11 protein-coding genes are annotated in these 12,311 nt (G+C 33.0%); 3 read left to right on the top strand and 8 right to left on the bottom strand.

Translation table 11 applies throughout. From position 1 onward, the window contains the following. The 8 genes from B9T35_RS14925 to tviB all read right to left on the bottom strand — a co-directional run bounded on the left by B9T35_RS14925 (position 1) and on the right by tviB (position 8,351). Positions 1–1,056 carry a glycosyl transferase family 1 gene (locus B9T35_RS14925; protein WP_086191891.1) on the bottom strand — a complete coding sequence of 352 codons (1,056 nt, stop codon included), beginning with the start codon at positions 1,054–1,056 and terminating at the stop codon, positions 1–3. A gap of 14 nt (positions 1,057–1,070) precedes the next feature. Then, positions 1,071–2,207: a non-hydrolyzing UDP-N-acetylglucosamine 2-epimerase gene (wecB, locus tag B9T35_RS14930; RefSeq protein ID WP_086191892.1), complete on the bottom strand. Its 1,137-nt coding sequence runs from the start codon at positions 2,205–2,207 to the stop codon at positions 1,071–1,073. After that, positions 2,204–3,466, bottom strand: coding sequence for a flippase (locus tag B9T35_RS14935; protein ID WP_086191893.1), 1,263 nt, complete (start codon positions 3,464–3,466; stop codon positions 2,204–2,206). The genes wecB and B9T35_RS14935 overlap by 4 nt, the downstream gene beginning before the upstream one ends. Before the next feature lie 43 nt (positions 3,467–3,509). After that, positions 3,510–4,097 (bottom strand): dTDP-4-dehydrorhamnose 3,5-epimerase, encoded by a 588-nt coding sequence (gene rfbC / locus B9T35_RS14940; RefSeq protein ID WP_086191894.1) that lies wholly within the window; start codon positions 4,095–4,097, stop codon positions 3,510–3,512. A 67-nt stretch (positions 4,098–4,164) separates the two neighbouring features. Next, complete coding sequence (gene rfbA, locus B9T35_RS14945; RefSeq protein WP_086191895.1) at positions 4,165–5,070, bottom strand: glucose-1-phosphate thymidylyltransferase RfbA; 906 nt, start codon at positions 5,068–5,070, stop codon at positions 4,165–4,167. Beyond that, entirely contained in the window at positions 5,070–5,975 is a 906-nt protein-coding gene (rfbD, locus tag B9T35_RS14950; RefSeq protein WP_086191896.1) for a dTDP-4-dehydrorhamnose reductase, read from the bottom strand. Before rfbD ends, rfbA begins: the two co-directional genes overlap by 1 nt. An 8-nt stretch (positions 5,976–5,983) precedes the next feature. Then, positions 5,984–7,039, bottom strand: a complete 1,056-nt coding sequence (rfbB, locus tag B9T35_RS14955; RefSeq protein WP_086191897.1) for a dTDP-glucose 4,6-dehydratase — start codon at positions 7,037–7,039, stop codon at positions 5,984–5,986. A 34-nt stretch (positions 7,040–7,073) separates the two neighbouring features. Next, entirely contained in the window at positions 7,074–8,351 is a 1,278-nt protein-coding gene (tviB, locus tag B9T35_RS14960) for a Vi polysaccharide biosynthesis UDP-N-acetylglucosamine C-6 dehydrogenase TviB (RefSeq protein WP_086191898.1), read from the bottom strand. Positions 8,352–8,562: 211 nt separating this feature from the next. Between tviB and B9T35_RS14965 the strand changes: the two genes are divergently transcribed. Genes B9T35_RS14965 through B9T35_RS14975 form a run of 3 tightly spaced genes read left to right on the top strand, consistent with a single transcriptional unit; the run spans position 8,563 to position 12,302 of the window. Next, complete coding sequence (locus B9T35_RS14965) at positions 8,563–9,660, top strand: polysaccharide biosynthesis/export family protein (protein WP_213033372.1); 1,098 nt, start codon at positions 8,563–8,565, stop codon at positions 9,658–9,660. Between the two features lies 1 nt (position 9,661). After that, on the top strand, positions 9,662–10,090 hold the full coding sequence (locus tag B9T35_RS14970) for a low molecular weight protein-tyrosine-phosphatase (RefSeq protein ID WP_086191899.1): 429 nt from the start codon (positions 9,662–9,664) through the stop codon (positions 10,088–10,090). Positions 10,091–10,112: 22 nt separating this feature from the next. Beyond that, positions 10,113–12,302, top strand: coding sequence for a polysaccharide biosynthesis tyrosine autokinase (locus B9T35_RS14975; RefSeq protein ID WP_086191900.1), 2,190 nt, complete (start codon positions 10,113–10,115; stop codon positions 12,300–12,302). Positions 12,303–12,311: the final 9 nt, after the last annotated feature.

Genomic DNA, 12,311 nt, shown 5'->3' on the forward strand with positions numbered 1-12,311 from the left:
CTAAATTATATTATTTTTTTGCAAATTTATTATTTTTCTCTTAAAGTCATAATTATTATTCTCAAATATATTTTTACTAACTTCAATATTTTTTAAACTTTTCTTTATTTCCAAATTATCGTGCAACTGATTTATAGAAATATACTCATAACCTAGATCTTCAAAATCGCCTATTTTAGGAGATAAAACAATTGGAATAATTCCAAATGATAAATATTCAATTATTTTGGTAGGACATGCAACAGTATTAACTAAAATATCATCTCTCAAAATAAATCCATAATTACTTTTTTTGTAATATCCCGCCAACTCATTTGGTTTAACTGATCTCATAGTAATTGAATCTTTATCTATCTGATATTTTTCTAATAATTTAGTAAAATTTTCCAATTCACCTGTTAAAATTGTAAAATTTATTTTCCTACCTAAGTTTAATTTTATAGCATCCAGCATTAAATCAATATTCTGCCAACTTTGCATATTTCCACTATATATAATTTCAACGCTTTCATTTTCATTAAAATCATAATGAATATTCTTCAAATGGCTCGGTAATATAGCATAAACAATATAAAAACAATTGCTATTCGAATACTTCAATTCATAATGCTTAACCATTTTATTTGTTACTGCAACACAAACATTCACTTTTTTAAAAAGAATTTTTTCTATCTTTGAAAAAATAAATGTATGTAATTTTTTATTTTGCATTTCCAATTCTTCAGGAACTACACCATGTAAATCTAAGACATAATATTTTTTAAAAATGCAAATAAAAAAAATAGCATATAAAGCATTATAAATAGATTGTATATACACTAATGATGCTTTATTAAATAAACTTATAATCAAAAAAAAATGCATAAAAAAATTACATGATATCTCAACTCTTAGTCCATTTTTACTAATTTTCTTTTTCCAGTTTTTAAATGGGCTTATACATAAATATACACGCTCATCATCTAAAAAAAATTGATCAATACTAGCAACACGTTGAAAAAAGCCATCCCTAAACTCTGTATCAGTTTGAGGATATCTGCTTAAAAAGAGAATCATAAAAACACCTAATTTTAATTACTATTTAAAAGAATATTCACAATTTTTGAGCACGCATATCCATCACCATATGGGTTATGAGACTTAGCCATTCTTTCATATTCCTCAGGATTGGTAATTAAATTCTGTGCCTCCGTAAACAAAATATTTCTATCACAGCCTACTAGTTTTACTGTTCCTGCAACTACCGCTTCAGGTCTTTCTGTTGTATCTCTCATCACCAAAACAGGCTTACCTAAAGATGGTGCTTCTTCTTGTATGCCACCACTATCAGTAATAATGAAATATGCTTGGCTCATTAGATAAATAAATTCTTCATACTGTAATGGATCTATCAAATAGATATTTTCAATGCCTGAAAGAATATCGTTTACAGGTTTTTGTACATTTGGATTTAAGTGAACAGGATATACGATATCAATATTTGGGTTATTAATTGCTATTTGCTTTAACCCTTCACAAATATTAATAAAACCTTCTCCAAAATTTTCTCTGCGATGTCCAGTTACAAGAATAAATCTCCTTAAATCATCCAATTTATATTGCTTTTTTACTTCATTTTCAATTTTATGCTTTAATTCTATATTATTTTCAATACGTTTTATTACATATAATAATGCATCAATTACTGTATTTCCCGTCACAAAAATATCATTCTGACATTTACCTTCTTTCAACAAATTTTGTTCACTAATTTCAGTCGGTGCAAAGTGATAATTTGCTAAAATTCCTGTAATTTGGCGATTCCCTTCCTCTGGCCAAGGAGAATAAATATCATTTGTTCTTAGCCCGGCTTCAATATGACCAACTTTTATTTTTGCATAAAAAGTGGCAAGACTCGCCGACAATGTAGTAGTAGTATCTCCATGTACTAAGACAATATCTGGTTTAAAGTCAGCTAGGACAGATTTCATTCCTAGTAATACATTTGCAGTAATATCATACAAGTCTTGACCAGCTTTCATAATATTTAAATCATAGTCTGGAGTAATTTCAAATATTTCAAGCACTTGATCTAACATTTGACGATGTTGAGCAGTAACACAGACTCGTGTTTCAAAGTTTTTATGATTTTTTTTAAATTCTTTTACTAAAGGCGCCATTTTAATTGCTTCAGGACGCGTACCAAAAACAATGAGAATTTTTTTCATAATTTAAACCTAAAAATAAGTGCTAACATGCAAATCGTTAGAAGTATTTCACCAGAGATCATTGAAATTAATATCCCATTAATCAACAAGTGTGGAATCAGCACCAAATTCAATAGTACTGTTACCAAACCAGCAACCAAAAAAGAAGCTGTATAAAATTTGTCTTTTCTAGAAGCTGATAAATATTGTATGCCAATAATGTTATTTATCACACCAAAGAATAGCCAAATCATCATAACAGCTAAAATATAACTATATGATTGAAATGCTACCCCATAAACAAACGTAATAATTTTTTCTGAGAGTAAGGCAACTATTAAACTCACAAACATAGCCATACCACCAATCACGATACCCACCCTTTTGATATAAGATTGGGCCGTTATTTGCTGAGCGAGTTTTCTACAACTTATAGGATAAAGCGCCTGTGTTATTGGTGTAAATAAGCCAACAATTGCTCTAAATAGTTTCTCAGCTGCTGAATAATAACCTACAACTGTACTCGTTGATACAAAAGTTAAGATGACTGTTCCTGAAGATGTTAATAAATTTCCCAAGGCTGAAGTTAAAAATAAATTTGAACCACCTTTCAAATAACTAACTACAACATTTATTTCTTGAAGCTTAAAGCTTATATTAAAACTTTTATGAATCAAAAATAATGAATATAAACCTGCAAATATTGCACCTAATGATGTTAATAATGGAACTAGTAGATAGTCCGAACTATGTTTAACCATTAAAAAAATAGCAATTGTAAAAAATGTCTTAGCAATAATATTTATAATCGTTATATAACGCATTTGTTCTACACCCTGAAAAAACCATACAGGGAATAGAATTTGCCCAAAAACCGTTCCAAAAGTTAAATAATACAACCATGGATCTGCATTAAACTTATTAAAACAAATAATTAAAACAGTCAGTATTAATAATGAAATGGTACAAAGTACAAATTTTATGATCATCACTGAACTAAATATTTCGTTCAATTTTTCATTATTATCACGGTGCAAAGATACATCCCTTGTGGCTGTAAAATTAAAACCATAATCCGTTAAAACAATGAAGTAACCGATAATTGCTGTAGCAAATGCCAATAATCCAAATTTTTCTACACCTAAAACTCGGACAAGATAGGGTAACGTCAACAAAGGCAATATATAATTAAGACCTTGTAACGTCGCTAGGGAGAAAAAATTTCCTAAGAATTTTCTTTTTTCTTCGTTCTCGAGTAATTTATTAAGTTTATCTAGCAATTTTGCGACTCTTTATCAACCACCTTTCTACATATTCTGAATGCTACAAAAGTGGGTCCGAATTAACATTAAATATTTTAGCTTCATCAAGTTTGGGTGCTAAAATATCTTTATCACTGACTAATACTTTTTCAATACCATCTAAAGGCCACTCAATGGCAATGGTTGGATCATTCCAAATAATTGCACCTTCACTCTCCTTATTATAGTAATTTGTTGCTTTATACAAAAATTGAGTATTGTCTTCCAAAGCAACAAATCCATGAGCAAAGCCTTCTGGAATCCAAAACTGCTTATGATTTTCTCCACTAAGCTCAACGCCAACCCACTGTCCATAAGTCGATGAATCTTTTCGAATATCGACAGCGACATCCCAAGCACGGCCTTGTACCACACGTACAAGTTTACCTTGTGCAAATGGGGCTAATTGATAATGCAATCCACGTAAAACATCTTTTTGGGAATAAGAATGATTATCTTGGACAAAATTTGGCACTTCTAATCCGCGTTCAAGTAAAGCTTGTTCAAAGTTCTTTTGACTAAAACTTTCCATAAACCAACCACGATCATCGCCAAAAACTTTGGGTTCAAGTATCAAAAGGCCTTTTATCTTCGTTTCAATAACATTCATTCTTTATTCTCAATATACAAAGTAATATTACACTTACATCAGTATTATTTATAAAATCCTTAAAACATCATAAGCTTTTAATTTTATTATTATATTCCGCATGCAATTTCAACAAATACTGACCATAACCTGTCTTTTTAAAGAAATTTGCGCGCTCTAATAATTGTTGACCATCAATCCAACCATTATTAAATGCAATTTCTTCTAAACATGCGACTTTTAAACCTTGGCGATGCTCCACGGTTTGAACGAATTGACTTGCTTCGAGTAGTGAATCATGTGTTCCTGTATCTAACCATGCAAAACCACGACCTAATAATTCAACATTCAGTTGCTTTTGCTCTAAATAAATATTATTTACATCTGTAATTTCTAACTCACCACGATGTGATGGTTTAATATTTTTTGCAATCTCTACAACACTGTTATCATAGAAATATAAACCTGTTACAGCATAATTTGACTTAGGTTGCTCTGGTTTCTCTTCAATACTTAATGCCTGACCATTCGCATTAAAGTCTACAACACCAAAACGTTCAGGATCATTGACATAATAACCAAAAACGGTCGCACCTTGAACTTGATCAGCAGCACGTTTTAATTGGTGGCCAAAACTTTGCCCATAGAAAATATTATCCCCTAGAACTAAACAAACACTATCCTGACCAATAAACTCTTCACCAAGAATAAATGCTTGTGCCAACCCATCTGGCGATGGTTGCACTTTATAAGAAAGCTTTAGCCCGATCTCTTCGCCACTACCTAGTAATTTTTGAAAATTCGGTAAATCTTCAGGGGTTGATATAATAAGAACTTCATGAATACCAGCCAACATCAATACTGACAACGGATAGTAAATCATTGGCTTATCATAAATAGGGAGCAGTTGTTTCGATGTACCCATGGTGATCGGATACAAACGTGTTCCTGAACCACCCGCAAGAATAATTCCTTTTCGTTTTATTTGACTCATTAAATAATTTCTCCTAATACTTGTTCAACACCTTGCTTCCAATTGGGTAGGTGTATTTTAAAATTATGCTGTAGTTTCGCTGTATTTAAACGAGAGTTTAACGGACGTTTTGCTTGTGTTGGATACGCTGTCGTCTGAATTGGACTTACAGTTTTTATTGTTAAATTTTGCCCGTATGCTTTTGCTGTACTAAAGATAAATTGAGCATAATCAAACCAAGAGCACTCACCTGCCGCTGCAAGATGATAATGCCCAAGTAATGCTGTTTTATCTTTATCCTGTGCTAAATCATAAAAACGAATCACTTGCGCGGTTACATCCGCAATCAAAGCAGCTCCCGTCGGAGCACCCATTTGATCATTAATAATATTCAATTCATCTTTCATTTGAGCAAGCTTAAGCATGGTTTTTATAAAGTTATTTCCATGTGTGCCATAAACCCAACATGTACGTAAATTAATAAAATCAACTTTACTCGTCTCTAAAGCAATCTCACCATTCCGCTTGGTTTGACCATACATATTCACAGGTGATGTCGCATCTTGCTCAGTCCATGCGGTATCACCATCTCCATTAAAGACATAGTCAGTCGAATAATGAATTAATAATGCATTTTGCTTTTTACATTGTTCTGCTAAATACTTAACAGCAAGATGATTAGTATGATTTGCTTGCTCAATTTCACTTTCTGCCTTATCCACCGCTGTATAAGCCGTAGCATTCACAACAACATCAGGCTTCACTTGGCCAATAACATGGGTAATCGCATTAAAATCACCAATATCTCCACATAAACCTCCTGAATTCACATGGCGATCTAAAGCAACAACCTCACCTAATGGCTGTAAAGCGCGTTGAAGCTCCCAACCCACTTGACCATTTTTTCCAAGCAATAATATTTTCATTGGTATTCCTAGTATTGCTTAGTTAGCCATGTTTGATATTCACCACTTTTTACATGCTCAACCCATGTCGTGTTACTCAAATACCATTCAACTGTTTTACGAATACCTGTTTCAAAGGTCTCTTCTGGTTTCCAGCCGAGTTCTTTAGCAATTTTTGATGCATCAATTGCATAACGCAAATCATGTCCTGGGCGATCTTTTACAAATACAATTAATGATTCATAAGGCTGATTGTTTGCTTGTGGTTTTAATTCATCCAAAATTGAACAAATTGTTTTTACCACATCAATATTTTGTTTTTCATTATGCCCGCCTATATTATAGGTTTCTCCCACAACGCCCTCTGTTACAACTTTGTATAAAGCTTTCGCATGATCTTCAACATATAACCAATCACGAATTTGATTACCTTTTCCATAAATCGGTAATGGCTTCCCATCCAAGGCATTGAGAATCACCAATGGAATGAGTTTTTCTGGAAAATGATAAGGGCCATAATTATTCGAACAGTTCGTAACAATTGTCGGTAAACCATAGGTTCTTTGCCATGCACGGACTAGATGATCCGAACTCGCTTTACTTGCAGAATATGGTGAACTTGGAGCGTAGGAGGTTGTTTCTAGAAAGAGATCATTTGTTCCCTCTAAATCACCATAGACTTCATCTGTCGAAATATGATGAAAACGGAATGCTTCTTTTTTATTATTGTCTAAACCATTCCAATAATGACGAGCCGCCTCTAATAAATGATACGTACCCATAATGTTGGTTTCAACAAATGCAGCAGAACCGGTAATTGAACGATCTACATGAGATTCAGCAGCAAGATGCATCACCAAATCAGGTTGAAAATCTAAAAACAAACGATTCAGACCTTCGCGATCACAAATATCAGTTTGTGAAAATTGATAATTTGGACTTTGATCTATCGCTTCCAAAGACTCCAAATTACCTGCATACGTTAACTTATCAATATTTAAAACACTATCCTGAGTATTTTTTATTATATGTCTAACAACAGCAGAACCAATAAATCCTGCGCCTCCAGTCACTAGTATTTTCATAATTCATCCACAATCATCTTTCTGTTTTTAAAAGTTATAACCTAATATCACTATCTTCTTTATCAAGAACATATTTTAAATCATATAAAACGTACTTATCTTTACCTAGTTTTTTAAAAGCTTCTACAGACATTTGTTTAAACTGGTCATGTGCAACTGCGATGACAATTGCATCATATTGACCAAACTCTAACTTAGGAACTGGAGCAAGACCATATTCACGTTCCGCTTCCGTAGAATCCACCCATGGGTCATAAATATCCAAACCTAAATCATATTCTTTTAAAGCCTGTACCATATCTACAATTTTAGTATTGCGAATATCAGGACAATTTTCTTTAAAACTTAAACCTAAAATGAGTATGCGCGCGCCAACAACCTGAATACGCTGTTTGACCATTTCTTTAATCAATTGTGTTGCAACATACTCACCCATGCGGTCATTTAAGCGACGAGCGGCAAGGATGATTTCAGGATGCAAACCAATAGATTGTGCTTTATGGGTTAAATAATATGGATCGACACCGATACAGTGTCCACCCACCAATCCTGGTCTAAAATTAAGAAAATTCCACTTTGTTCCTGCGGCTTTTAATACTTCTTCTGTATCAATATTCATTTTGTTAAAAATCAATGCAAGCTCATTAATTAATGCAATGTTGACATCTCGTTGAGTATTTTCAATCACTTTTGCAGCTTCAGCAACCTTAATACTCGGTGCTTTATAAGTACCTGCTTTTATAATTAGGTTGTAAATCTGGTCGACATAATCAGCAACTTGAGGTGTCGATCCAGATGTGATTTTTAAAATATTGGTTACACGGCGTTGTTTATCCCCAGGATTAATACGCTCTGGACTATAACCCACGAAAAAGTCTTGATTATATTTTAATCCGGATTTTTTTTCTAAAACAGGAATACATACTTCTTCTGTAGCACCTGGATAGACTGTAGACTCATAAACAACGATATCTCCTTTTTTTAACACTGTCGCAATGCTTTCTGAAGCTTTTACCAATGGTGTTAAATCAGGTTGTTTAAAATCATCTATTGGTGTCGGTACTGTCACAATATAAAAATTACTTTCATCTAATTTTTTAATATCAGAAGCATAATTTAAAAGTTGACTCTGCTTTAACTCTTGTTCTGAGACTTCGAGCGTATGGTCAAAACCTCTTTTTAACTCATCAATACGAAATTGATTAATATCAAAACCATAGGTCGGAACATGCTTACCAAACTCGACAGCCAATGGCAAACCCACATAGCCTAGACCAATAATTGCTATTTTAAGCTGTTCAAAATCAAACATATTTAAACCTAAGGAAGAATTTTGTCATTCTACGAAAGTAATCTGGTATTAATTTTACATGAAATAACTTAGATTTTACATGGCAATTGCCTTATTAATACAATAGATAATACACATTAAAGATATTCAATGCTTATATTATAGAATACAATCCAGTTTCTGGATAAATTCTAAGTAACATTGTAAGTAATACAAAATAAGGGTCTTGAATGTGAAGTATCAGCGCACATTGTTTTTTTTAGCACTAGCATCATCTATTTCTGGCTGTGCATTCACTTCTGGTTTCCAGACGTATGATTTACCTGAACAAGGTCAATATAAAACAGATCAAGGTGCTGAGTTATCCGTCGTTCAACTCACCCAAGAGAATATTCCTAATATTCCATCTGCTTTAAATCAAAATACAAACTCTATAATCGGTTTATTTAGTAATCATCAAAATATTTATCGTTTAAGCGCTGGTGATGTACTTTCGATTCAGCTTTGGGCTTACCCTGAAATTACACCACCGATTCAAGATGCAACAAATATTAAAGCAGTAGGTTATCCAATTGATCCCAATGGAAATGTTCAATTACCACTCGTTGGGCAAGTTCATATTGCAGGAAAAACCCTCGCTGAAACCAATCGATTTTTACGTAGTCAATTTGCTAAATATTTAAAACATCCTGATGTTGTTGTACGTGTTCTTTCTTATGAAGGTCGCCGTTACTTTGTTAATGGCCAAGTGATGAAAAGTGGTCAATATAATTTAAATGATCAGCCAATTAGTATTTATACAGCTTTAGGACAAGCTGGGGGTATTAATACTGAAACGGGTGATAATACCAATATTCAACTCATTCGAAATGGTCAAACATATAACCTGAATGCTATTGCGTTAGAGAAAAAGGGTTTATCTCTACATAATTTACTCATCCAAGCCAATGACACTATTTTTGTCAATGCCAAACTAAATCAGAAACTCTATGTCATGGGAGAGTCTAGTAAAAGCCAAGCTGTTACTTTACGTGATCAAGGCATGACCCTCAGTGATGTATTAGGTGAAAGCGAGGGTATTAGTCCTTATTCAGCAAGTGCTGCGCGAATTTATGTGATGCGTACAAATTTACAAACACATAGCTCTACTATTTATCATTTAAACTTAAGTAGTTTAGGTAATTTAGCTTTATCAAATCAATTCGAAATGCAAAAAAATGACATTGTCTATATTGATGCGACGGGTTTAACACGCTGGCAGCGTATTATGAATCAAATTGTACCTTTCTCTAGTGCTTTGTATAGTTTTGATCAATTGGGTAAAAACTAAAATGCAAATTAAAAATATACTGGTAGTTTGCGTTGGAAATATTTGCCGAAGTCCGATGGCTGAATATTTTTTAAAAGAAGCACATCCTGACTTACATATCGAATCTGCTGGTCTTTCCGCCATGATCGGACATGCTGCGGATGATAAAGCAATCGATTGTATGAATGCTAAAAATATTGATATGCGTATTCACATTGCCAAGCAAATTAATGCTGAGCTGATAAAACAGTCTGATTTAATACTTGTCATGAGCCACAATCAACAAAAACATATTGAACAAACTTGGCCTTTTGCTAAAGGTAAGGTTTTTCGTTTAGGGCATTGGCAAGGTCAAAATGTTGCAGATCCATATAAACACGATCAGGCATTTTTTAATGAAACATGTAGTAATATCCAAAGCTATGTTTCTGACTGGCAATCACATTTTTAATTTTTAAATTAGTTGTTAACCTATGAACCAAAATTCAAAAACTAACGATGATACTATTGACTTAAAAGAGTTATTTTTCTCTCTAATTGCTCAATGGAAAGTGATTGCGCTTTGTGTCATTTTAAGTTTGATTTGTGCACTTTTATATTTACGTATTACACCTGAAACTTATTCAACAGATGCAATGATCTTAGTTGAAGATGGTAAAAGTGCTGCTTCAGCTGCGCTTCTTGGCCAATTAGGCTCTTTAGCAGGTAGTGCTGGACAGAAATCCCCAGCCGATGCTGAAATTGAAATTTTAAATTCAAGATTAATCTTAGGTCAAGTGATTAAAAGTTTGAACTTAAACATTAATATTAAAGATAATCAAGATGGTTTATTTCATCGTTTAATTTCACAAGATAAAACCAAACTTATTTATAATACTAACTCTGTTACATTCGAAAAAAATCAAACTTCTTTTTCCATTAAACAATTTGAAATTCCTGAATATTATTTAGATAAACCATTAACTTTAAGCTTTATTAATCAAAATCAATTTAGCTTAAGTTATAAAGACAATATTATCTTTCAAGGATCTTTAAATCAGTTAAATATAAAATCTGATACAAAAGGTTTATGGAAAATTAAGATTTCAAGTCAAAGTTCATTTAAACAAAGCTTTACTCTAACTAAACTTGCATTACCCACAGCAGTCAAAGCTTTTCAAGCAAATTATGCGATTGGCGAAAGAGGGAAAATGACAGGTGTCATTGGCTTAAGCTACTCAGGTCATGATAAAGAGCAAATTACTCAAGTGCTGAATAATGTTTTAGCTGTTTATCATGCACAAAATATTGAACGAAAATCATTAGAATCAAAGCAAACTTTGGGGTTCTTAGACAAGCAACTACCTGAACTTAAACAGCAACTTGAAGAGTCAGAAATTAAGTTTAATAAATTCCGTGAGCAATATAATACTGTTGATGTTACTCAGGAATCTGAACTCATGCTCAAGCAAAATATTGAGCTTGAAAAAATGAAAATTGAGCTTAAACAAAAACAAGCTGAGTTTTCTGCAAAATATACGCCTGACCATCCATTGATGGCTGAGATTAATGCTCAGCTTAGTTCGCTTGATAAAAAATCCAATGAACTTAGTCAAGCCATTAAACGCTTACCAGAAACACAACGTTTATATTTACAATTGTATCGTGACGTGAAAGTAAATACTGAACTGTATACGTCTTTATTAAACAGCTATCAACAGCTTAAAATTTCTAAAGCGGGTGAAATTGGTAATGTTCGTATCATTGATACCGCTGTAGAGCCTGTTAAACCAATTAAACCTAGAAAACTGATTGTACTGATATTATCGATATTTGTAGGTGGCTTTATTGGAGTATTCATTGCACTATTACGCAATATACTTAGAACAGGGATTAAAGATTCTGCACAAATTGAAAATGAATTAGATCTACCAGTCTATGCAACTGTACCCCGCTCTCCAATTCAAGAAAGTCGTGTGCAACTGTTAAAGAAAAAGAAATCTATTCCTATTTTAGCAGTTAAAAACAGTGAAGATGTTGCGATTGAAAGCTTACGTAGCATTCGAACCACCATTCATTTTGCTTTAGCCAATGCAAAAAATAATATCATTACCATTTCAGGACCAGCGCCTGAAATTGGTAAATCTTTCATTTCCACTAATCTTGCTGCAATTTTTGCACAAGGTAATAAGCGTGTCTTATTGATTGATGCAGATTTACGTCGTGGTTATTTACATAAATATTTTGACCGAGAAGTATCTCCTGGGTTAACAGAATTGCTCAGTTCAAAAAATAGCTTAGAGCAAGTGATTACCAAAACTGAAGTTACGAATCTTGACTTCATGGCTCGTGGAAAAAATCTGGGTAATCCATCCGAAATGCTCAGTTCTAAAGCTTTTAGTGATTTACTTGAACAATTATCTCAGCAATACGATCATATTATTATGGATACACCACCCGTACTTGCTGTGACTGATGGAATCATCATCTCGCAATTTGCAGGTGTAAATTTAATTGTTGCACGCTATGCCAAGACTCAAATTAAAGAATTAGAATTAACGATTGCTCGATTTGAACAAGCAGGGACCAAAGTGAATGGTGTAATTCTGAATGACATTCAATCCATTGCTGGAAGTACCAATTATAACTACGCTTATGCTTATACTTCTCATAAAGATGACTAAGCTTCTTTA

The organism is Acinetobacter sp. ANC 3832 (assembly GCF_002135415.1).
GTDB lineage: Bacteria > Pseudomonadota > Gammaproteobacteria > Pseudomonadales > Moraxellaceae > Acinetobacter.

Excerpts from the sequence above, each read along its gene's own strand:
- B9T35_RS14925 (WP_086191891.1), bottom strand. The coding sequence starts at position 1,056 with ATGATTCTCTTTTTAAGCAGATATCCTCAAACTGATACAGAGTTTAGG.
- wecB (WP_086191892.1), bottom strand. The coding sequence starts at position 2,207 with ATGAAAAAAATTCTCATTGTTTTTGGTACGCGTCCTGAAGCAATTAAA.
- rfbC (WP_086191894.1), bottom strand. The coding sequence starts at position 4,097 with ATGAATGTTATTGAAACGAAGATAAAAGGCCTTTTGATACTTGAACCC.
- rfbA (WP_086191895.1), bottom strand. The coding sequence starts at position 5,070 with ATGAGTCAAATAAAACGAAAAGGAATTATTCTTGCGGGTGGTTCAGGA.
- rfbD (WP_086191896.1), bottom strand. The coding sequence starts at position 5,975 with ATGAAAATATTATTGCTTGGAAAAAATGGTCAAGTGGGTTGGGAGCTT.
- rfbB (WP_086191897.1), bottom strand. The coding sequence starts at position 7,039 with ATGAAAATACTAGTGACTGGAGGCGCAGGATTTATTGGTTCTGCTGTT.
- tviB (WP_086191898.1), bottom strand. The coding sequence starts at position 8,351 with ATGTTTGATTTTGAACAGCTTAAAATAGCAATTATTGGTCTAGGCTAT.
- B9T35_RS14970 (WP_086191899.1), top strand. The coding sequence starts at position 9,662 with ATGCAAATTAAAAATATACTGGTAGTTTGCGTTGGAAATATTTGCCGA.
- B9T35_RS14975 (WP_086191900.1), top strand. The coding sequence starts at position 10,113 with ATGAACCAAAATTCAAAAACTAACGATGATACTATTGACTTAAAAGAG.